Origin of the sequence: Streptomyces sp. NPDC006551, from assembly GCF_040611675.1 — a bacterium.
GTDB lineage: Bacteria > Actinomycetota > Actinomycetes > Streptomycetales > Streptomycetaceae > Streptomyces.
This window is the reverse complement of record NZ_JBEXOT010000004.1, coordinates 81,287-102,240: the sequence shown is the minus strand read 5'-3', so window position 1 is coordinate 102,240 and position 20,954 is coordinate 81,287. Positions and strand designations below refer to the sequence as shown.

Sequence of the window (20,954 nt, the reverse complement as noted above, 5' to 3'; positions counted from 1 at the left end):
CCATGCGGGCGCCTCACGGGCGGTAGCGCAGCGGATGCTCCTCGGGCACCTCGACGACGGCGATCCGGACCCCGTCGGGGTCCGCGATCCACATCTCGACCAGGCCCCAGGGCTCGGTCACCGGCTCCCGGAGCACCTCCACATCCTTGCCCCGCAGCTCTTCGCGCACCGCCCGCACATCGGCCACCTGCATCCAGAGCCGCAACTCCGGCGGGTCCGTCGCGGCGGCGGCCCGCCCGGACACCTCCAGGAACCCGCCGCCCAGGAAGTAGACGGTCCCGCGCTCCGGTCCGGTGCCGAACTCGCGGTACACCGCGAGCCCGAGGGTCTCGCCGTAGAAGCGCCGGGACCGCTCGGGATCGGCCGGCCGGAGCAGAATCCTGCTGCTCAGTACATGCATCCGAGTAGCGTACGACCATGAAACTGACGATTCTCGGAGGCGGCGGATTCCGGGTGCCGCTCGTGTACGGCGCCCTGCTCGGGGACCATGCCGAGGGCCGGGTCACCCATGTGACGCTGTACGACCTCGACGGCGGGCGGCTCTCGGCCGTCGCCCGGGTGCTCGCCGAACAGGGAGCCGGGGTGCCGGACGCCCCGGAGGTGACGGCGACCACGGATCTCGACGAGGCGCTGCGCGGAGCCGACTTCGTCTTCTCGGCGATCCGGGTCGGAGGGCTGGAGGGACGGGCGGCCGACGAGCGGATCGCGCTCGCCGAAGGGGTGCTGGGCCAGGAGACGGTCGGGGCGGGCGGGGTCGCCTACGGGCTGCGGACGGTGCCGGTCGCGACGCACATCGCACGGCGGATCGCCGAACTGGCCCCGGATGCCTGGGTCATCAACTTCACCAACCCGGCCGGTCTGGTCACCGAGGCGATGTCCCGGGTCCTCGGCGACCGGGTGATCGGCATCTGCGACTCCCCCGTGGGGCTCGGCCGCCGGGTCGCCCGGGTGCTGGGCGCCGACCCCGACGAGGCGTGGATCGACTACGTCGGCCTCAACCACCTCGGCTGGCTGCGAGGTCTGCGCGTCGGCGGCCGGGACGTGCTGCCGCGGCTGCTCGCGGACGAGCAGGCCCTCGGCTCGTTCGAGGAGGGCAAGCTCTTCGGCGCTGAGTGGCTGCGATCACTGGGCGCGATCCCCAACGAGTACCTGCACTACTACTACTTCAACCGCGAGGCCGTACGCGCCTATCAGCAGGCCGAGCGGACACGCGGAGCCTATCTTCGGGACCAACAGGCCGGATTCTACGAGGAGATGGGCAAGTCGGACACACCGGCGCTTGCGACCTGGCGGCGCACCCTCGCCGACCGCGAGGCGACCTACATGGCCGCCAACCGGGAGGCGGCGGGCGTCGGCGAGCGCGACGAGGACGATCTGGAGTCGGGCGGTTACGAGAAGGTGGCGCTGGCCCTGATGCGGGCCATCGCGCGCAACGAACGCGCCACGCTGATCCTCAACGTCCGCAACCGTACGACCCTGTCGGTGCTCGACACGGACGCGGTCATCGAGGTCCCCTGCTTCGTGGACGCGGCCGGCGCCCATCCGGTCTCCGTGGCGCCCCTGCCGTACCACGCGGTGGGTCTGGTGACGGCGGTCAAGGCGGTCGAGCGCGAGGTTCTCGCGGCGGCGGAGAGCGGCTCGCGGGCGACGGCGGTCAAGGCGTTCGCGCTCCATCCGCTGGTCGACTCCGTCACGGTGGCGCGCCGGCTGGTCGACGGATACACGGACGCGCATGCCGGACTGTCCTATCTGCGAAGGTGAGTCGTACGGCTGACGAACACCTTTACGCCACTGAGGGCACGGCATACGCTCGCGCCCCATGACCTTTCCTGGCACACGTCTGCGCAGGGTGGCGACCGGACTCGGGACGGCCTGCCTGCTGGCCGCCGGTCCGGTGGCGGCCGGACCGGCCGTCGCCGAACCGGCCCCCGCCCAGGGCGCCATGACCACCTCCGTCACCGAGGCGGCCACCGTCGTCCCCGTCCAGACCACCGGCCCCGCCGACAAGCGGTTCAACCTGGTGGTCATGGGCGACGGTTACACCGCGGACGAGATGAGCGACTTCCGGGCCGACGTCGACAAGCACCTGAACGTCCTGTGGAGCGTCGAGCCCTTCGCCTCCTACCGCTCCTACATCAACGTCTGGGCGGTGGAGATCCCGTCGCCCGACTCCGGTGTGGACTGCGACCCCGGCCTCGACGCGCCGGCCCGTGACACCCCGCTGAACATGGGCTTCTGGGGCGGCTGCAACCCGGACAGCGTGCAACGGCTGCTCACCGTCGACAGCCGGCGGGCCGTCGCCCTGGCCGATCTCGTGCCGGGAGCGAGCGGCGCCAACCGGCAGATCGTGGCGCTCGCCAACAGCGACACCTACGGCGGCGCGGGCGGCAGTTACGCCACCGCGTCCGGCGGGAACGCGCTCTCCTCGCTCATCACCCCGCACGAGATCGGCCATTCCCTCGGCAAGCTCCAGGACGAGTACGACTACTACGCGCGCGGAGTCCCCGGCGGCACATACTCCGGTCCGGAGCCCTCGTCGACCCACCACACCCTCCTGACCGAGGGGCAGATGCGGGACCAGCGCGCCAAGTGGTGGCGCTGGCTCGGCGAGAAGAGCGAGTCGGGCGGTGTCATCGGCCGGTTCGAGGGCGGGATGTACAGCACCAAGGGCGTCTGGCGGCCGAGCGCGCACTCGCTGATGAAGACGCTCGGGTACGCCTTCGACCAGGTGGAGCGGGAGGTGATGGTCCAGGCGATCTCGGCCAAGGTGAACCTGGTCCAGGACCACACGCCCAACACGGCACCGGTCGGAGCGGACCGGACGGTGTGGGTGGACACCCTGCATCCGGTCGGAGGCGAACTCGACGTCCGGTGGCGGCTGGACGACCGTCCCCTGAACACCGGCAACGCGCGCACCCTGGACCTGCGGTCGCTCGATCTCGCCCCCGGCACCCACACCCTGACGGCGACGGTGAGCGATCCGACGCCGTTCGTCCGGGACCCGGCGGTACGCGGTTCGGCCGCCCTCACCCGTACCGTCGGCTGGAGGGTGGACACCGCGCTCACCACGCCCCGGGACGACGTCTAGGCCGCGTTCACCGGTCACACCCCGACGGGGACGCCGGTCGGCGCTCGGTCGGTGGTCCATGCCGACACCACCCATCCGGCGCACCGCACGCCCGCCGTACGGTGGAGCCTCGACGGGCGGGCTGTCGCCAATCCGGGCAACGACCGTGATCTGGACCTGCGTTCCCTGCGGCTCGCCTCCGGTACGCACACGCTGACGGCCCGGATACCCGGCTCGGACGCGGTGTTGAGGTGGACGGTGGACGCCCGTCCGGCGACCGCCTCGTACGAGCTGTCGCCGCCGTCCCGCACGGTCACGCGCCCCGGCCGGCCCGTCGAGTACGTCTACGACGGCGAGTTCACCATGCGGCTGACGGCCCGGGACGACCGGCCGGGGGTCGTGGTGAGCCAGTTCCGGGTGGACGGCGACGGCTGGTACACGTACTACGGCTGGCCGACGGACGCCGACGCGCCCTTCCGCTTCTCCCCCAGCGGCACGGTCATCGACGGTCTCGTCTACGGCAAGCTGGGCAGGAGCCGGGCGGTCCCGTGGGACGACGCGACGCCGGACTACGGCACCCACACGGTGGAGTACCGCACGATCGACGCGGCGGGGAACGTGGGGGCCGCGAAGAAGTTCCTGGTCACCCTGGTGAAGCCGGGGAGCTGACGACCGGAACCGTCAGCGCCGGCAGGAACCGGCAAGAGCGGGCAGGAGCCCGGCAGGAGATGACGGCGAAGCCCGCGGGCCGTGCGACGGCCCGCGGGCATTCCTCGAAGGGGCCCGCTCTTCGGTCAGGGCTTGCGCGCGACGGCGGCCCAGCCCGGGATCGGGCCGTCGCCCTGGACCGGAACGGGATCGCCCAGCTCCGGGTGCCACTCCGCGGTGAGGGACACACCGGGCTCGACGAACTCCATACCGTCGAAGAACGCGGCCAGTTCGTCTCGGGAGCGCGGCCGCAGGGTCAGCCCGCGCGCCTTGTACATGCCGACGGCCTTCGCCGCGCCCTCGGGGTCGAAATCCCCGGTGACGTGGGAGAGAACGAGGTAGCTGCCCGGCGCGAGCTTCTCGACGATCTTGGCGACCAGGTCGTACGCCCCGTCCTCGTCCCCGACGAAGTGCAGCAGGGCGAGCATGGACAGGGCGATGGGCTGGTCGAAGTCAAGGACCTTTCCGGCCCTCTCGAGGATGACCTCGGGCTCGCGGGCGTCCGCCTGGATGTACTCGGTGGCGCCTTCGGGAGTCGAGCGCAGCAGGGCGGCCGCGTGCGCGAGCACGATCGGGTCGTTGTCGCAGTAGACGATCCGCGACTCGGGCGCGACCCGCTGGGCGATCTGGTGCAGGTTGGGCTCGGTCGGGATGCCGGTGCCGATGTCCAGGTACTGGCGTACGCCGTTGGCACCCAGCCAGCGGATGGCGCGGTGCATGAAGGCCCTGTTGACGCGGGCCATGTCCCGGCCGCGGGCGTCGACGGTGAGGAGCTGCCTGGCCATCTCCTCGTCGACCGGGTAGTTGTCCTTGCCGCCCAGGAACCAGTCGTACATCCGCGCCGGATGCGGCTTGCTGGTGTCGATCCGTACGGCTGCTGGGTCCTGGGTCATCGGCACTCCTGGTCAACGGAGAGGAACGGCGGTCTAGGGAGCAAGAGTTACTCGACGGTAGGGGCGTTACGGAAGGGTCAGGTGAGCAGAAAGTCGGCTTGGCCGGATTTCGCGCCTTGGATGAAGGCGGCGATCTCCCCGTGGGTGTAGATGAGCGCGGGTCCCTCAGGGTCTGCGGACTGTCGCACGGCGACTCTGCCGTCGGCCAGCTTCATGGCCTCCACGCAGTTGCCCCCGTTCCCGCCGCTCCACGGCTTGTGCCATCCCTCGGCACCGAGATCCGCGGCGGGCATGCCGTTGTATATGCGATCCATTCACAGCTCCTTGCGGAGATTCCGGAGAATCTCCTTCGTGCGTTGTGCAGTCGCGGCCTGGGCCGCCATGCGGTCCATGACCTCGAGGTGTGAGGACACCTCGGGGCGCGCGTCGAGATAGACGGCGCCGGTCAGGTACTCGCTGTAGACCATGTCCGGGAGTTCGGGCATGGCGAAGCGGAAGAGGACGAACGGTCCGTAGGTGCCGGGGTGATGGCCGGACGCGAACTCCGCGATCTGCAGGGTGACGTTCGGCAGCTCGGACGCTTCGAGCAGCCGGTCGAGCTGGTCGCGCATCACTTGGGGCCCGTCGCCGACCGGTCTGCGGAACACCGTCTCGTCCATGATCACCCAGAACTTCGGCGCGTCGTCCCTGGTCAGCAGGGACTGCCGCTCCATCCGCAGGGCTACATGACGTTCGATCTCCTCGGCATCGCCGCCGCCGACGGCCCCGCCGCGCAGGATGGCGCGGGCGTACCCCTCGGTCTGCAGCAGACCGGGGATGAACTGGGGCTCGTACTCCCGGATGAGGCTCGCGGCCCCCTCCAGGCTGACGTACATGGAGAACCAGCCGGGCAGCACATCGTGGAACCGCTGCCACCAGCCGGGCAGATTGGCCTCCTCGGCGAGGGCGATGAACCCCTCCGCCTCGGAGTCCGTGATGCCGTACGCCTTCAACAGGAGCTGTACGTACGGAATCTTCAGCGCAACTTCCGCCGTCTCCATCCGGCGGATGGTGGCCGGGGCGACCCGGAGGATCCTGGCGGCCTCCTCGCGCTTCAGGCCGGCGCGCTCGCGCAGATCCTGCAGTCGCTTGCCGAGAACGACCTGTCCCACCGTGGGGGCGGACCGCGGCTCGCTCACTCCCAGACCTCCCCGACGCGCTGTTTGGACCGAGTGTGCCATGAAGAAGGCCAGAGAGAACACAGCACTCTGCAATTTTCAGAGTGCCACTTGCCAAGTGTCCGCTACGGGAGCAAAGTATTCCGGTGAACCAGTACGCGCTGCTGCCGCGCGTCGCCACGGTGGGGGCGATGTACGGCACTGCTTACCCACTGTTGTGAGGAACCGGTCGTGGCTTCTGGTAACGCGCTCCCCTCAGGCCTTATGAGCCCTCGCGTCACGACCCAGCGCCCACGGACCGATACCCCCGACGTTCGCCGGTTCGCCTTCGAGCTCCCGGCCCGCACCGTGTCGGTGGCACGCGCCCGCCGACTGGCGGAGGAGCGCCTGATCCTCTGGGGCTGCGATCCGGAGATACGCGACACGGTCACCCTCATCGTCTCGGAGCTGGTCACCAACGCGGTCGTGCACACCGCGAGCAGCCACATCGTCTGCGAACTGCGCGAAGGGGAGGAGCAGTTGCGCATAGCGGTACGGGACGAGGGCGGCGCGGCCGATCCGCTGATACGCGACTGCGGCGAGGAGGAACGCGGCCGGGGCCTGGTCCTGGTGGACGCCCTGTGCAGCGCCTGGGGTGCGGACAGCACCGGCCACGGGACGGCCAGAATCGTCTGGGCGGAACTGGCCCACGGCACGGGACAGCCGTGCTGAGGTCGATGGCGACCCTGCTGACGCCGCGGGCCCGCAGGGCGGCGGCGGCCGATGCGACGCATCTGGTCGTTCCCGCGGGCTTCTCGACCGCTCTGGGCTGCGACGCGGTGGGGGTGCCGGTCCGCTACGGATTCCGCGTCCTGTCCCGGCTGCCCTCGAAGGGCTGCGTCTACGCGGACACCGACTGGTGGTGGTGGCTGGTCCCGGCCGGCTCCGATCTGGACCTCCGGTGGCCGATGCCGGCCTGCTACGCCCACGGGGCCGAGATCCCCGACCGCCGCCCCCGCCTGATCCACCACCCGGACGGCTTGTCTCCGTACACTCCGCCGATCCCGCTCTACCTGCTCGTCTGTCAGCTGACCGGCATCGCTCCGTCCTGGCCCGTACAGGGCAGGCGGGGGGACGGCGTAGTGTCGGCACATGTTCACCCCCCAGGGCCCGACGCTCCGTGAGCTGGCCGTGCAGGCGCTCTCCTCGGTGGAGCACGGCTACGACCTGCTGGCGACGAAGTTCGACGAGACCCCTTTCCGCACCTCGGACCGCCTCCTGGACGCGGTGACCGAGACGCTCCGCCCGCTGGGCCCGTTCGGCGCGGGCCTCGACGTGTGCTGCGGCACGGGCGCCGGCCTGCGCGTTCTGGAGGAGGTGTGCACGGGCCGGGTCACGGGCGTCGACTTCAGCGCGGGCATGCTGGCCCAGGCGCGGCGCGCCCACCCCGCGGCCACCCTGGTCCGCGCGGACGCCCTGGCCCTCCCCTTCGACGGCGCCTTCGACCTGGCGGTCAGCTTCGGCGCCTTCGGCCACTTCCTCCCGGAGGAGCAGCCGCCGCTCTTCACCCGGATCCACGCCGCCCTCCGCCCGGGCGGCACCCTGGCCTTCCCGCTCCCGGCCCCGCCCCGGGTCGGCTCCCTGCCGTACTGGACCCTGTTCGGCTTCGACGCCGTGATGCGTCTGCGGAACGCGGTGCGCCGGCCACCGTTCGTCATGTACTACCGCACCTTCCGCCTCGCGGACGTCCTGGCGAACCTGGAACGGGCGGGCTTCACGGTGGACCTGCTGCCGATGGAGTCCCTGGGCCGCCGGGAGGACGGCAGCCCGCGCTGCCGCCTGGTGGTGGCGCGCAGGTCGTGAAAAACGAGTGGTGAAAAACGAAGAGTGCCGGTCGAGAGAGATCTCGACCGGCACTCTTGCGTGGTGGGTCGTTCACGAGTTCCCTTGACCAGGCACTACAGAGGCAATTGATGTTGAGGTTCCCGCGAGTCGCAAGATCACTCCCCAAGTGAACGCACATGCATTTTATTGAAGGGATGCACCTACGCCCGGATCGAACACCGGCAAGCCGTCGTCGGACTGATCAATGAGTACCACCGAGCCAGCTGATCGTCCGGCAAAGCCGCAGCTCACAGGCTGTGAAGCCATTCTGAAGCGGTACGGGTGGAGCGAGCTACTGGCGCACCCGGAGATTACCCACCAGAGGCCAGAGGCTGGTCAAAGTCCCCTCGTCACCACTCCCTGCGGCTCGCCGTTGACCGTTACCGCAGGGTCGGCCTCCACCACGCGCACGGTCATGTCGATCGGTGCGGGGCGGGCATTGGCCGCTTCGGCTGCCGAGAGGTGTCGGACGTTGGAGGAGCCGTCGGCGAACGGGCGGACGGTGTGGGCCAAGAGGCGGGTCAGCTCATCGTCGAGGCCCTGCTGCAGCGGAGTGCCGTCGGGGCCGAAGGAGTCGATCTCGCGCTCGGCGAGCTGCTTGCCGGTCGCCGCGTGGGTGGCGGTGAAGCGCAGGATGCCGCTCTCGTTGTAGCTGAACTTGATCTCGATCTTGTTCCGGCGGATGTCCTGTTCCCGGGTCGGGAGATTCACCTCGATGTTTGCCAAGGGGAAGGCACGGTCGCTGTCGGCCGGGTAGCCAACCTCGCCCTCGATCACCGGCACACGCACGAAGGAAGCGCGCGGCGTGTCCGGGTAGAAGTTGGCCGAACCCTCCGCGGGGAGCGTGGCGTTACGTCGGATGATGGCGCGGAAGCCCTTCTGTTCGCCCGCGCTCACGGCCGTGCCCAGGTCGTAGCTGGTCACGAGGGAGAAGTCGCTGTCGTCGCCGAGTTCGCCGTCGAGGGAGGCCGCGTAAATGGCCGCGCCTCGGGCGACGGCGGTCATGGGCCGGCACAGGCCGCTGTCGACGATGCGGTCGTGGCCGAGGAGCTCGCCCAAGGCGTGACGCACCTGGGGGATGTGCGAGGTGCCGCCGATCATCAGGACGGAGTCGATGTCGTCCGAGGTGATGGCCAGGTCTTCCAGGGCCTGCTGGACTGCCTCCAGGGCGCGGGTGATGAGCGGGGTGATCGCCTCGGTGTACTCGGCCGCGGTGATCCTGACCTCACGCCTCGAGATCGAGGGGGCGAGACCGACCGGGAGGTCGAAGAAGAGCGCGCCGTCCATCGGCACGGAGGACAGGGCGATCTTCGTCAGCTCGACCGACCGGCGCCAACGCCGTCGTTCGGCCTTGGTGAGCTGGTCTGCGGTCAGGCCGACCTTCTGCTGGATCAGCTGGGCCAGCGCATTGTCGAACTCCAGGCCTCCGAGAGCGGTGATACCGCGGGAGGTCTGCTCCTCGAAGAGTCCGTCGTCATATTCAAGGACGGTGACGTCGATGGTGCCGCCGCCCCAGTCGAAAACGAGGAAACGGCCGGGGATCGGGACGTCGCGGACGTACGAGATCGCAGCCGCGGTGGGCTCGTTGAGCAGGGCCCGGACCTTCACTCCGCCGAGCGCTGCCGCGGCACGCGTGCGGTAGCGGGCGCCGCCCGTCGCCTTGGCGGGGACGGTGACGACCGCGTCGGAGAGGTCGAGCAACTGGGCGGAGACACCGTCCTTCATGCGGCTGAAAAGGGCGGCAGCCGCGACCGTGCTGTGAAACTTCTCCGAGCCGACCCAGGCGTGGTGCTCCTCGAGCTGTGCTGCGACCTCGAGGCCGTCGATGTCGCCGTCCTTCTCGGCACCGGAGCGGGTGCCCAGCATGCGCTTCACGGCGTCGAGCGGCTCACTGGTGCCGGTCTTCGCCTCCCAGCCGAAGCAGAGGGTGCGCTGGATGTCGCGGACGGACAGCACGGAGGGGAAGAGCTGCTCGAACTCCGACATCCGCCACTGCGCGGGCACGTGGTCGCTGTCGACCGGCAGCACTTCGGTGGTGTGCCCGTTCCAGTGGGCCACCACGGAGTTGCTGGTGCCGAAGTCGATCCCGAAAGTCATCGCGTTCCCCTTTGTGTCATACCAAGTCGCCCACTCACCGCAGCACGCAGCGTCTGCCTGTATGTCAGCGCCGGAGCAGGATCCTCCACGTCTGTTGCAGCACTGGGATCGGCCATCCCCGGCGCAAAAGCTTCCTGTCCGGCAACGGCCCGCAGCCAACCGCGTTCGACGAGCTTCCCGGACTCGTTGTCGACGTAGGCCGGCACGACGAGTTCAAAGGTGACAGGGCCTCTCTCCATCACGCCGGGCTGGTCCTCCACGACGTTGAACAGCGACTGATCGCCGGTGTCGCCGACGATCTGCAGACCGGCCTTCGCCGCCTCGTGGTCGAGGCGGGTCACCACTGCCGTTAGCTTCTTCGCTTCCAGCGCCTGCCGGTGCAGGACGGCCAGCTGGGACAGGTGCATCTGGCGCGTGCGGATACTCTCCAGTACACCCTTGCGCACTGCTTCGGTGAACTGGGGAAGCACTCGGCGCATCAGCTCGGTCCGGAAGGCAGCGACCAGATCGGCTTCAGTCTCCTTGTCTGCCAGAGCGGCGCCCAGCTTGCCCGTCGCCGCCTCCAGCTCCTTCTCCACCACGGGCAGGAGCGTCTCGTTGACCGACTTCAGGATCGCGGCCGCGTCCAAGGTCCCCGGAGTGAACTCCGGGATCCCACTGTCGGCGTGCCTCCAGGGCTTTTTCTCCGCAGCCCTGGCCTCGCCGAGGCTCCGTACGCTCCCGTCCGTCGATTCGTGTTCCTGGTTCTGCTGGGTGTCGTCACGGGGGCCGGGACCACTGTCGCCTTTACCGGCTTTGCTGCTCACGATGTGCTGCTCTCTGGGTCTTCAAGGGCTGCGAGGTCTTCGGCAGCCGGGGAAAGGCGTTCTGTCGCCCTGGTGATCATTTCTCGGGCCGCCTCGGTGCGGGACCACGCGCGGTCGCTGTCCGTGGGCGGCGCGGTGAGCCTCTGCAGAGGTTCGGGCGGGAGTTCCAGCCGGTGGCTCGTGCCGGTGGGTTCCTTCCAGCGGTGCGGGGCGAGCGGGACGGCGAACCGAGGTATTTCCTGCTGCTCCCGCTCGGCCTTCTCGATCATGTCCTTGGCGCGGTTGATCCGGATGCGGCCGCTGTCGTCGAGCTCCTTCCTCAGGGCGCGCCAGGCCTTCTTCCAGTCGTCCGCCCCGTCGGGCACGCCGAGCACCAGATAAGGGTTGAGCGGCTGGTCGCGTTCTCCGCTGGGCCGGGCGTCCAGGAAGCTCCGGTTCTTCCGCAGCATGGCTACGGCACCTCCGCCGAGCTGGTCCCGCACCGGGGGACGGCCTTCGGCGTCCTGCTCCAGAAGTTTGAGGGACTCCGTCATCTCCTGGCCCGCGCGCAAGTAGGCCTGGACGTTCTGGGCCTCCCAGCGCACCGGCTGCGAGTGGTGCCGGAGCCTAGCGGCCATGGTGAGCGCAGCCCTCCTCCGCTGTTCCGCCGTCTCGTCGTCCCCGTGGAGGAGGGCACGGTGCATCTGCCGCACAGCCCTGAGCAGGGTCCGCACGCCGATCCAGCCGTTGAACCTCTTGTTGCTCGTGCTGCGCACGCTGGGGTGGATCCGCTCAAGGAGGACCCACAGTCGTTCGTCGGCGACGAGGCCGTCCGGGACCTCGCCGGTCCGCCGCACCTCACGCAGGGCGCCGAGGAACTTCTGCGTCGGCGGCAGGAGATCGGTCCACTCCTCGGCGACGGCCTTGGCGTCGTTGGCCTGCAGCCTCACCAGCAGGCGCCAGTCCTGCGGCCAGTCACGGCCGGGTTCCGTTCCCGGGCCGGCTTCCCGGCGCTCCCGTTCCAGGGGCCAGGCCAGCAAATCCATCTCCTCGTCGGTGAGGGACGCCGGGTCCAGGCGGGCGCGGAAGTAGGCGGCACGGGAGGTGCCGTTGGGCTCGGGGACCGCGCCGATCCACTCCTCGTCGATGTAGTCGTCGAGGAGCGGCCGGGGAAGCTCCGCCAGGAGCGCTCTCTGCTGAGGGGCCGGCAGATCGGTCTCCATCAGGCGACGGTCGTCCTGGTAGATCTGCCACATGCTGCCCGGATCCCCCAGGAGCGGAAGTGGCTTGTCCTCCAGGAGGGCGCGGGCGCGGTCGTCGAGCAGGCCACTGAAGACGTCCAGCCCGTGCTCCTGTGCCATGACGAGTAGGGAGACGCCCTTGACCGGATCGTCCTGCCGGGCCGCCGCATCGGCCGCGGCCCGGGCCAGCTTCTGCGCGGAGAGCGTCCCGGTCGCCGCCTTCAGGGCGTCGGGCAGCATGCGCTCGGCGAAGGAGCGGGCGCGTTCCCAGGTCTCCCGGTCGGTGAATCCTTCGGGGATCGGCTGGGGCATGACCGGTTCCGGTTCCGGCTGCTTCTGCGGCGGAACGACCGGAGTGGGGCCGCCGCCGGCTTCCGCGCCCTGCGGAGCTCCCCCGACAGTCCGGCCCTCGGCGCGGGCCTGTCGGAGGGCGAGGCGGCGGACGATCTCGCGCTGCCGCAGCTCCTCCAGGCGGGCTTGCTCATCCTGGCCCGCTCCCAGCGGGATTCCTGCCGTCATCAGAGCTCCTCCGCGAAGATGTGCACCTGCTCGATCACTGCGGCAGGGGTCCTGTCCAGGCTGTAGGAGTCGGCGAAGGCCACCTGGGTGGCGAGATCTGTGGCACGGACCTCGTGACGCAGGGCCTGGAGCCGTTCGTTCCCACACTCCTCGGAGGCGGACTCCAGCGGATGCTTGACGGCGACCGCGACGGGCTCGCCGGTGAAGTCCGAGGTGAAGAGGGCCACGGGTCCGGCGGCGGTCTCCTTGAGACTGACGGTGGGCTCCTCGTCCGCCCACCCCTTCAACAGGACGGCGTGCTCATCCGGGTCGATCCGCAGTTTCCGGCCGCGCAGGGCGTCGGTCAGGTCGCGGGCGAGCCGCCAGTCGTAGAGCGGGTGGAGGCGCATGTTGGAGTAGTCGCGCAGGCAGGCGTAGCAGGAGCTGCGGCAGTTGTGCGCATGATGGTCGGCCTCCAGGTCGTGCACGTAGCGGTCGACCGCCTGGAGGAACTCGTCGATGTGTTCCTCCGAACCGAGGTAGGTGCTGAAGCCCGCGCCGTTGTCGAGGCTGTCCGCCAGGTAGGCCATGACTGGGGCGGCCACCGGGGCGTCCGAGCCGTGGATGCCGCTGAGGAGTTCCTCCGGCTGCACGTCCAGGTGCGGGGCGGCGGCACGGCGCAGCAGGGCCGCCAGCGAGTACCAGGCGGCGCGCCGGCCGTGGTATGCCTCGGGGAAGCCGTCGATCTGATGGGACCTCGAGATGTCGAAGCGGAGGCCCCGGTTCGTATCGAGGGCGCCCTTGGCTCCGATGAAGAGCATGTCGGTGTGCTGGGTGGCGCCGAGGGCGATCTCCAGGTCGGCTTCCGCCTTGGGGTTGTCCAGAGCGAGGTATCCGCGCCACGGGCCGGTGTTCTTGGCGAACCGGAAGAGTTTTCCGGAGTTGGTGTTGACGATGTAGCGGTCACCACTGCCGGTGTGGACGACCATCCAGTCGTCATCGGCACGGTGGATGCGCGGGGCGGTCTTCTCCAGGTCGGTGGCGGTCCGTGCGCTGGTGGCGTTGGAACCGAGCTCCCGGTAGCCGTCGTAGTCCCGTGCTTCGTGAGCGGCCCGGAAGCCCGCGGGCTCCCGGAAGGGGACGGCCCTGTAGTACTTGCTCTCCGCGCCGCAGGCGGGGCAGGTACCGGCGCTCCCGGTTTCCGGCTCGACGGCAGCCTGCGGGTCCACGTGGGAGCAGATCCGGCACATGGCGACCAGCTGTTCCGGTCCGAACGGCTCTTCGACGGCCTGAACTCCGCGACCGCTCGGGACGAGGGAGACCACTCCCCTGGAGCGGAGCAGACGGCCGTCCTGCGGGGTTTCGCTGCCCGGTGCGAACTTGCTGAGGGCAACAGCCAGGTCGCGGTTGACGGAGTCGGCCGGCGGCCAGGGGAAGGTCCTTCGCGGGATGCTCCGGTAGAGGAGGCGGGAGCGGGTCGGGAAGCCGAACATGGGCAGGAGCCCCGCCTCCGCCAGGCGCTGGCTGAGGTCGGAGTGGCCGACCGTCCGGGCTGCCACCTCGTCGACGTGGACGAGGAGTTCGTCGACGGCGGCCACCGGATCGATGGCGGCGATGCTCTCCGGTGTTCCGGCCCGGAAGGCGGCGGCAGCGGCTTCGATGCGGTCCTCGTGCTCGGCGATCCAGCGGCGCACGGCACCACGGTGCGTCGGCCAGTCGGCGGCGAGGCCGAACTGTCCGTGGACGTTGGACGTCATGTCCGGCCCCTTCCTGCGGTCCTTCGGCTGCAGGGGCTCGAAGGCCTGGCGCAGGACCTCTCCCAGCAGGACCCGACGGAAGACGGAGACCATGCCGAGGACCAGGTAGGGCGGCGGAGTCGGATCGTTGGTGATCGCTTCTGGTCGGGCGAAGTAGTGCTCGTCGTGGCTGCGGCCGCGGCAGACGGTGAGGGCCACGGCGACCGGGCTGTTGCGTCGGCCCGCTCGCCCCACCCGCTGCTGGTAGTTGAAGCGGGTGGGCGGCATGTTGGCCATGATCACGGTGTTGAGGGGGCCGATGTCGACACCGGCCTCCATGGTCGTGGTCACGGAGAGCAGTTCCAGGCCGTCCGCCTGCGGGACGTCGTCGTCGCCGAGGAAGACGTCCTGGAAGAGGCTCTGCCGGCGCTGCGCCTCCAGCCGGTCCGTCTGGCCGGTCAGCTCCGCGGTGCGCAGGGGGAAGTCACCGGTGCGGTGGGCGGCCTTCCACGCGTAGTAGTCGTCTTCGAGGACTCCGTTGTACTGCTGGGGCACGTCGGGCAGAGGGGTCGAGCACTTGGTGCACAGCCCCACGCCCGGGTGAAGATGCGGCCGGTGGCAGGAGCGGCACGTCCAGGTCTTGTTCTCGCCGGGGCGGAGCGCCACCTTCTCCGGCTTGATGACGTAGTCGACCACGGCGTCCTTCCAGACGCCGAGCACCCGGTCCTCGATCGTCCGCACATCGGTGCCCTGGCGTTCGGCGACCTGCTTCCAGAAACGCTTCAGTGGCGCGGGCGGCCTCTGCAGAGAGGCACGTATCCGGGTGAAGCGCCGCATCAGGCCGAGGATCCGCAGACTGGCACGCGCCACGGCCTGATCGCTGTCCGGGCCGGTCTCCAAGGGCGAGCGGTCGTCGCGCAGGCAGAGCCAGCCGAGTCCGAGCGATTCGAAGTCACGGCCGCCGCCGGAGAAGAGGCTGCCGATGGTCTCGAGGCGGAGGCGGGAGCGGAGGCGGTTGAGGAGTTCCTCCTGTGCCTGGGTCTCCACCACCGCTTCCCGGTCCCGCTCCCAGTTGTAGAGCGCGGTCCAGGGCTGTCCGGCCGAGGTCTGCTGGAGCGAGGCCGCGGGACCGGCGGGGTTGGTGCCGTACGTCAGCAGCATGCCTTCGAGGTCGGAGGCGAGGTCGTCCAGGGAGGGCAGTTCGGAGAACTTCCGCTCCAGGTCGGGCAGGAGTTCCGGTTCCGCGTCGAGGTCGTCGGTGAGGATCGCCTTCAGACGTCCCCAGTCCGCCGGGTCGCGGTCCCGCAGCCGTTCCATCGCAGCACGGGCACCGGCACGGTCGACGGCTTCCCCGCCGTAGTGGGCCTTGACCAGCTGGAGGTCTCGGAACGGATCTCCCTGCTGCTCGACGGCTTGGGCGCTGAGCAGGCGGAGAAGGTCCTGGTGGTGGCGGAGGGCGAGACCGCTGGCGAGTTCGGAGGCGTCGTCGCGGCTGTCGGAGAAGGCGATCGCCTTGCGCCGGCCGTCGGGAAGGTGGCCGAGGGCTTCGGTCACCAGCACCTGGTTGATCTTGTAGAAACCGGTGCGCATCCGCCGGACCGGCGCGCTGCGCAGCCGGTCAGGAGATTCCAGCGGTATGAAACGGCCGTCCCTGTCGTACTTGATCTCCCAGTCGTCGCCGCAGGCAGGGCAGCGGGTGGGGAAGGCCTGAAGCCGGGCCGGGTCATGGGCCGGCTTCTTGCCCTCCTTGTCCAGGGGCACGGAGATGTGGAACGACCATCCGGTGTGCTGGACGTCCCGGTTCTCCAGGCGGCCGGTGGCGGGCTGGTAGGCGCTGCGGCGGAACTCGAACTCGACTTGCGGCCCGCCGTCGGACAGGCCCGCGTGCCAGCCGGGGTCGTCGAGGCCGAGGCCCTTTGTACGCGGCCAGTACACGACGTAGTTGGCCGCGGTGGGTGCCCCGCTGGCCTCGTCGGGAAGCAGATCCATGTCCGGGAAGTCGGTGTGCAGGGCACCGGTGAACTTGCGCCGCCGGGTGTCCTTGGGGCTGGCGTACCCGCCGAGCATCAGGTCGCCGCAGGCCTGGCAGGAGAGAAGCTCCAGTACGCGGGCGCCGCAAATGCAGCGGGAGGTGGGCTCGGCGAAGAGCCGGCCGACCCGGCGTTCGGGGCCGTGCTCCACGGGGATGCGGGGGCAGTTCGGGTCGGAGCAGGCCCAGATGCCCTCGATGTTCCGGAAGAAGAAGTGGGCGCGGAGCTGGGGGAGTTCAGGGTCCTGGGCGGAGCCGAGTACGCGCAGGACGCCGTGGAGGGCGTCCTGGCGCTGTTCCTCGGGGACGTCCGGGAAGAGGTTCTTCGCCAGTTCGGGGGCGGGCAGGGCACGGGGCTTCCCGCCGGGAGTGAGTGCGCGCTGGAGCGCCGGGCCGAGGCCGGTCTCGAGAGCCAGGGCGACGGCTTCGTCCTGGGTGACGGGGGCTTTCGCGGCCTGCGCGAGGCGTTCGGTGTGGGCGGCCAGGTCGCCCTCGCCGCGGATCTCCTTCGCCTTCCCGGGGATGATGACGCGCCGGGAGCCGGGCAGGGCGAAGAACCCGTCGAGGAACTCGTCGTCCCGGCCGGCCTCCAGGGAGGCGGAGGCGGCGAGTACACGCAGTTTCTCGGGGCTCTTGTCGAGGCCGAGGCGGTGGCGGAGGTTGCGCAGCAGGTAGGCCACCTCGGTGCCGGCCGTGCCGCGGTACATGTGGAGCTCGTCGAGGATCAGGGTGAGGCGGGCGCCGGGGGTTTCCTCCAGCCACTTCCTGGTGGCGCTGAAGATGTGCTCCTCCTGCTTGCGGAGCAGCATGATGTTCAGCATCGAGTAGTTGGTGACCATGATGTCCGGCGGCGCGGCCTGCATGTCCCAGCGGGCGTGCATCTCCGCTCCGCCGAGGCGCGGGACGAATGGCCGCAGTTCCTCGTCGAGCTTCTCGTCGGCCTTGCGCTGCCGTTCCTGGACCTCCCGCAGGTACTGCTTCAGACGGAAGTTCGCCGGCTCGGAGTCGCGGCCGCCGGAGACGGGGGTGGCTCCGGTGTAGCGGCCGAAGTAGAAGCGGTGTCCGTTGCGCTTCCGGTCCAGCCATGCATGGGCCTCACGGCTGTCCAGCGACTTCCGGAGCCGGACCAGTTGGTCGTCGGCGAGGGCGTTGGTGGGATAGAGGACCAGCACGCGCAGGGCGGCGGGGTGCCCGTGCTCGCCCTGTCGGCTGGGCACGTGGTCGCCGTCTGTCTGCCACCATTCGGGCTGCACCGCACGGGTGCCCTGCCAGTGGGCGGACTCTGCGACCAGGTCGGCGAGGACCGGCAGCAGGAAGGACTCCGTCTTGCCGGAACCGGTGCCCGCGGTGACCACGAAGTCCTTGCCCGCGCAGGCGGCGACCAGGGCGTCGTGCTGATGCCGGTAGAGGCTGGTCACGCCGTCGGGGAGGGTGAAGCGGGCGAACTCGGCCGCGTCGGGGTGAGCCCCTGCTTCGGCGAAGGACTCCGCGATGCCGACGCCCCAAGAGGCGTACTGCGGGCGCAGCTCGATCAGCGGGTCGCGCCAGGCCCCGTTGTCCCGGTCCAGGAGGTTGCGCCGTTCCTCCATGACGGAACGGTCCTCGACACTGAACGGGGTGTCGTAGTAGCGGAAGAGCGCGCTGCGCAGGTCGTCGAAAGTGCCCATGACGTCCTGGACTTCGGTGTTCGTCACCGTCGCTGTCTGCTGTTCGAGGCTCACTTGGCCCTCCCGCCGGTGGCCGCTACCGGTCGCGGCATGGTCTCCAGGTTCTGCCGCAGCGAGGCCGCGATCGCCTCGGCGAGCGCCCTCGGCACGTTGTCGTACGCGCGAGTCTGCGCCTGCTTGCCCGCCGAGGGCGGGAAGCCGCTGCACAGGACGGCCGCGCGCTCGTGCAGGGCGGGCAGGGGCGCGTACCGGTCGACGAAGAGCCGGCCGATGCCGGCCCGGCCCTTGCCGGATTCCGACCGCCAGCGCATCGCGCCGGTGCGGTGGCGGGCGAGCTCCAGGTAGACGCCTGTCTCGCGTTCCACGGCGTGGAAGACGCCGTTGCGGCGGACGCGGGTCAGGCGTGCGTAGTCGGCTCCGCGCCACCGGTACAGGCCGTCCTCGTCGTCCCGTGTGACGGGGACGAACCGCTGGAGCCGCAGCTCGTACTTCTCCAGCGTGCCGGCGGTGCTCCCACCGGGCGGTGCGGACTCGGGGCCCGGCGCCGCCTGCGGAAGCAGCTCCGTCAACTGCAGGGCGGCGCAGGGCACGTGGCGGACCCTGAGAAACTTCGCGGCGTCCTGCAGGGTCCGCGGGTCATCGTACTGAAACAGGAGAGTGTCGGGCAGCGGAGCCTCACCGGCCTCCGGCCGGTGAGGGACGGTGATCAGCTCCATCCATTCCTGTGCCGCCTCCTCGACGCGCGTGCCGAGCCGCGCGGTGCGCGCGCCGGTCAGCACCGCGAGACCGTCGGCGTGGGGCAGCCGGGTCAGCACCGGCGGGGCCACCGACCAGCGATCGGCGCGCGGGTCCACGTCGATGAAGCCGAGGGCGGCGGCCTTGCGCATCCAGTCCCAGTCGGCGTACTCCGTGAGTTCCAGGCCCCATGCCTGGGCCTGGCCGCGGACACCGTCGCGCAGTGCGGACGCCTTGCCGCTGCGGCTTTCGCTCAGCCAATGCAGGAGGATCCCGCCGAACTCGGTGCTGCTCATCGGTTCCGTCATCGGTCCAGCTCCTTCGCTGCCTGCACATACGCGGCCCACGAGGGCTCGGCGGACGCCTGCTGGGCGTTGAGGACGGCGCGGGCCCAGGCCCGCGGGTTGCCGGCGCTCTTCGGCTTCGGCGTTCCGGGGTTCACCGGGCGGCCCTTCCAGCGTCCGCTGCGGCGCTCCAGGAGCCAGCCGCCGACGCCGTGGAAGCATGCTTCGAAGCGGAGCGGTGCGGGGGTGTCGGGGAGGCGTTCGGTCCACCAGTCCGGTCGCTCCGGAATGTCCAGCGTCCACAGCCGTCCGTCGGCCGCCGTGAACAGCACCTCGTCAGCGTCCCGGCGACACAGCTCCATGACGGTCGCCGCGTCCTGGGGGGTGGCGCCCGTGCAGTCGGCGCCGGTGATGCCGGTCGGCAGGGTCTGCTGGTCGAGGACGGAGGGCGACGGGGAGGCCTTGCCGTCCCCGACGGTGAAGCCGCAGACCCTGGTCGCCTTCGGCTCGACGACGGCCTGGTCCGCGGTGGCGAAGCCGATCTCCACGCCCGCGTAACTCACCGTGTGACGGCCAGGCTCCAACCGGAGCACAGCCAGAGGGACGGGGCGGCCCGCGGCGATCGCCTTCCTGAGCTCGGGCCGCTCCTTTCCGTCGACCAGGAGGGTGTCCGTGCCCTCCGTGGCGTCCGGGAGGACCACCTGGGGCTCGCCTCCCCGCAGGTACAGGTGGGGATCGAGCGAGGGCGCGAGCTTCAGCCCGCCCTCGAGGCGGAGCTTGAACTGCGCCGGGGGATGCAGGAGACCGACCGCGCCCTGAACCTCCATCAGCGCGCGGCGCAGGGTGACCGCGTCGTGGAAGGTGACGGGTTTGTGCAGGGACCAGCCCTGTGGCACCCAGGCGAGCTTGCCGGTGTCGGCGCTCCGGCCCGTGGTCGCGGCCTTGTCCAGCAGCCGCTGCACGTCCCGCTGCGCGGTCGGGGCGGCGAGCACGACGTGTGCCTCTCCCGGGCGGAATCCATCGGTGTCTGCCCAGACGCCGAGCACGTCGTCCCGTGCGAGCACCAGGACGGAGCAGGAGGGGCGGCTGAGCACCAGGTCGTCCCCGTCGCGGCGGATGCCCCTGGTGAGAGTGTCCGCGCTCGGTGCGGGCAGGCCCGTCACCTCGTAGTAGGCGCTGTCACCGAGCTGCTCGAGGACGACGCCGCCGTTGAGCTCGATGCGCGTATCCTGCTCCGCGGACCGCAGGCGCGCCACCCAGCTGAGACGCCCCGCGTCCAGCCGTACCAGGAGTTCGGCCCGGGTGACACCAGTGGGCACCAGCTCGTCCGAACCGTCCCAGGAAGCGGCGTAGTTGCCGATCAGCCTCGCGAGGAAGGGGCGGAACTCCTCCTCCCGCAGGGCGTTGCGGAAGCCCTTGGAGAAGTGCTGCTCCATGCCTCTGATCTCGATCTGGGCCAGCAGCGTCTCCCCCGGCAGGGGCCAGGTCGTGCCGTGTTCCCGCAACGACCGGAAGAACTTCGGCAGGAAGGACCGGTCCGCGCCGCTGAGGAGCGCCTGGGACTGGGCGAACCCGATCATGCTCCGGTTGGAGGGCAGGTCGGCGGGTGTGGGAAGGGTGCACAGGCCCCGCGCGCCCTCCTGGCTGTGCTGCCAGGAGGCCAGCACCTGCCACATGCGGGATATGGGCTCGTAGTGGTGGCTGCCCAGTCGCTTCTCGTCGCCGGTCAGCAGCTCGGAGAAACGGGCGTGGTAGGCGGTGGCCCGGTGGTTCCGGTCGTTCACCATCCGGGACGCGGCCATCACCGAGCAGGCCAGCAGCGGCAGGAAGGCGGGCACGCCGTCCTTGTCCTGCTGCCGCCTGCGCCAGCGGTAGTCCTCCAGTGCGCTGTACGGTTCCGTGGTCCCCAACCGCAGGAACCTGCCCACGCATTGGGCGAGGGGCTCCTCGAGGCCGTACCCGTGTCTGAGCTCCTGCTCCACGTCGTCGTCGACGTAGAAGAGCGTCGGATGGCCCGCGTGCTGCCGTCCGAAGAACTCTTCGGCCAGCGCTTCCTGCCACCCCTGATAAGAATGATCCACTCTGTCCCCACAAGAGATGCCCCGATGCCCTATTTCGTCAAATTCCCGGCATGGAACGTTCTTCCACTTCGCCCTAGCCCCGCCACTGACAACGGGTCACTACCGAACGCCCT

16 protein-coding genes are annotated in these 20,954 nt (G+C 70.1%); 6 read left to right on the top strand and 10 right to left on the bottom strand.

The window, feature by feature from the left end; translation table 11 throughout:
- Positions 1-13: 13 nt before the first annotated feature.
- Complete coding sequence (locus ABZY12_RS06665) at positions 14-400, bottom strand: VOC family protein (RefSeq protein ID WP_356887835.1); 387 nt, start codon at positions 398-400, stop codon at positions 14-16.
- A 17-nt stretch (positions 401-417) separates the two neighbouring features.
- Between ABZY12_RS06665 and ABZY12_RS06660 the strand changes: the two genes are divergently transcribed.
- From ABZY12_RS06660 to ABZY12_RS06650, 3 genes are read left to right on the top strand one after another with little or no spacing between them, the layout of a single operon-like run.
- A complete protein-coding gene (locus tag ABZY12_RS06660; RefSeq protein WP_356887833.1) occupies positions 418-1,761 on the top strand; it encodes a 6-phospho-beta-glucosidase in 1,344 nt (447 codons plus the stop codon).
- A 58-nt stretch (positions 1,762-1,819) separates the two neighbouring features.
- Complete coding sequence (locus tag ABZY12_RS06655) at positions 1,820-3,088, top strand: M64 family metallopeptidase (protein WP_356887831.1); 1,269 nt, start codon at positions 1,820-1,822, stop codon at positions 3,086-3,088.
- Positions 3,089-3,139: 51 nt separating this feature from the next.
- Entirely contained in the window at positions 3,140-3,736 is a 597-nt protein-coding gene (locus ABZY12_RS06650) for a hypothetical protein (protein ID WP_356887829.1), read from the top strand.
- Positions 3,737-3,861: 125 nt separating this feature from the next.
- Here the strand turns inward: ABZY12_RS06650 and ABZY12_RS06645 are convergent, their stop codons facing one another.
- The 3 genes from ABZY12_RS06645 to ABZY12_RS06635 all read right to left on the bottom strand — a co-directional run bounded on the left by ABZY12_RS06645 (position 3,862) and on the right by ABZY12_RS06635 (position 5,846).
- Positions 3,862-4,668, bottom strand: a complete 807-nt coding sequence (locus ABZY12_RS06645; RefSeq protein ID WP_356887827.1) for an SAM-dependent methyltransferase — start codon at positions 4,666-4,668, stop codon at positions 3,862-3,864.
- 77 nt (positions 4,669-4,745) lie between these two features.
- A complete protein-coding gene (locus ABZY12_RS06640) occupies positions 4,746-4,982 on the bottom strand; it encodes a DUF397 domain-containing protein (RefSeq protein WP_137992288.1) in 237 nt (78 codons plus the stop codon).
- Complete coding sequence (locus tag ABZY12_RS06635) at positions 4,983-5,846, bottom strand: helix-turn-helix transcriptional regulator (protein ID WP_356887825.1); 864 nt, start codon at positions 5,844-5,846, stop codon at positions 4,983-4,985. It lies immediately after the preceding gene.
- Positions 5,847-6,089: 243 nt separating this feature from the next.
- On the opposite strand from ABZY12_RS06635, the gene ABZY12_RS06630 reads away from it, so the two are divergent.
- From ABZY12_RS06630 to ABZY12_RS06620, 3 genes are read left to right on the top strand one after another with little or no spacing between them, the layout of a single operon-like run.
- Positions 6,090-6,536 (top strand): ATP-binding protein, encoded by a 447-nt coding sequence (locus tag ABZY12_RS06630; RefSeq protein WP_356887823.1) that lies wholly within the window; start codon positions 6,090-6,092, stop codon positions 6,534-6,536.
- A gap of 5 nt (positions 6,537-6,541) precedes the next feature.
- Positions 6,542-6,988 carry a hypothetical protein gene (locus tag ABZY12_RS06625; RefSeq protein ID WP_356887821.1) on the top strand — a complete coding sequence of 149 codons (447 nt, stop codon included), beginning with the start codon at positions 6,542-6,544 and terminating at the stop codon, positions 6,986-6,988.
- Positions 6,957-7,667, top strand: coding sequence for a class I SAM-dependent methyltransferase (locus tag ABZY12_RS06620; RefSeq protein WP_356887819.1), 711 nt, complete (start codon positions 6,957-6,959; stop codon positions 7,665-7,667). The genes ABZY12_RS06625 and ABZY12_RS06620 overlap by 32 nt, the downstream gene beginning before the upstream one ends.
- A 357-nt stretch (positions 7,668-8,024) precedes the next feature.
- On the opposite strand, the gene ABZY12_RS06615 is transcribed toward ABZY12_RS06620, so the two are convergent.
- Genes ABZY12_RS06615 through ABZY12_RS06590 form a run of 6 tightly spaced genes read right to left on the bottom strand, consistent with a single transcriptional unit; the run spans position 8,025 to position 20,841 of the window.
- A complete protein-coding gene (locus ABZY12_RS06615; RefSeq protein ID WP_356887817.1) occupies positions 8,025-9,785 on the bottom strand; it encodes an Hsp70 family protein in 1,761 nt (586 codons plus the stop codon).
- Positions 9,782-10,591, bottom strand: a complete 810-nt coding sequence (locus ABZY12_RS06610) for a hypothetical protein (RefSeq protein ID WP_356887815.1) — start codon at positions 10,589-10,591, stop codon at positions 9,782-9,784. Before ABZY12_RS06610 ends, ABZY12_RS06615 begins: the two co-directional genes overlap by 4 nt.
- Positions 10,588-12,330 (bottom strand): hypothetical protein, encoded by a 1,743-nt coding sequence (locus tag ABZY12_RS06605; protein ID WP_356887813.1) that lies wholly within the window; start codon positions 12,328-12,330, stop codon positions 10,588-10,590. Before ABZY12_RS06605 ends, ABZY12_RS06610 begins: the two co-directional genes overlap by 4 nt.
- Positions 12,330-17,795 (bottom strand): DEAD/DEAH box helicase, encoded by a 5,466-nt coding sequence (locus ABZY12_RS06600; RefSeq protein ID WP_356887811.1) that lies wholly within the window; start codon positions 17,793-17,795, stop codon positions 12,330-12,332. Before ABZY12_RS06600 ends, ABZY12_RS06605 begins: the two co-directional genes overlap by 1 nt.
- A complete protein-coding gene (locus ABZY12_RS06595; RefSeq protein ID WP_356887809.1) occupies positions 17,792-18,784 on the bottom strand; it encodes a hypothetical protein in 993 nt (330 codons plus the stop codon). The genes ABZY12_RS06600 and ABZY12_RS06595 overlap by 4 nt, the downstream gene beginning before the upstream one ends.
- The gene (locus tag ABZY12_RS06590) at positions 18,781-20,841 is read right to left on the bottom strand and encodes a hypothetical protein (protein ID WP_356887807.1); all 2,061 of its coding nucleotides are present in this window, start codon (positions 20,839-20,841) and stop codon (positions 18,781-18,783) included. The genes ABZY12_RS06595 and ABZY12_RS06590 overlap by 4 nt, the downstream gene beginning before the upstream one ends.
- Positions 20,842-20,954: the final 113 nt, after the last annotated feature.

Coding starts and splice junctions, on each gene's coding strand:
- ABZY12_RS06665 (WP_356887835.1), bottom strand. CDS start 400: ATGCATGTACTGAGCAGCAGGATTCTGCTCCGGCCGGCCGATCCCGAG.
- ABZY12_RS06660 (WP_356887833.1), top strand. CDS start 418: ATGAAACTGACGATTCTCGGAGGCGGCGGATTCCGGGTGCCGCTCGTG.
- ABZY12_RS06655 (WP_356887831.1), top strand. CDS start 1,820: ATGACCTTTCCTGGCACACGTCTGCGCAGGGTGGCGACCGGACTCGGG.
- ABZY12_RS06645 (WP_356887827.1), bottom strand. CDS start 4,668: ATGACCCAGGACCCAGCAGCCGTACGGATCGACACCAGCAAGCCGCAT.
- ABZY12_RS06640 (WP_137992288.1), bottom strand. CDS start 4,982: ATGGATCGCATATACAACGGCATGCCCGCCGCGGATCTCGGTGCCGAG.
- ABZY12_RS06630 (WP_356887823.1), top strand. CDS start 6,090: ATGAGCCCTCGCGTCACGACCCAGCGCCCACGGACCGATACCCCCGAC.
- ABZY12_RS06625 (WP_356887821.1), top strand. CDS start 6,542: ATGGCGACCCTGCTGACGCCGCGGGCCCGCAGGGCGGCGGCGGCCGAT.
- ABZY12_RS06620 (WP_356887819.1), top strand. CDS start 6,957: ATGTTCACCCCCCAGGGCCCGACGCTCCGTGAGCTGGCCGTGCAGGCG.
- ABZY12_RS06615 (WP_356887817.1), bottom strand. CDS start 9,785: ATGACTTTCGGGATCGACTTCGGCACCAGCAACTCCGTGGTGGCCCAC.
- ABZY12_RS06605 (WP_356887813.1), bottom strand. CDS start 12,330: ATGACGGCAGGAATCCCGCTGGGAGCGGGCCAGGATGAGCAAGCCCGC.
- ABZY12_RS06595 (WP_356887809.1), bottom strand. CDS start 18,784: ATGACGGAACCGATGAGCAGCACCGAGTTCGGCGGGATCCTCCTGCAT.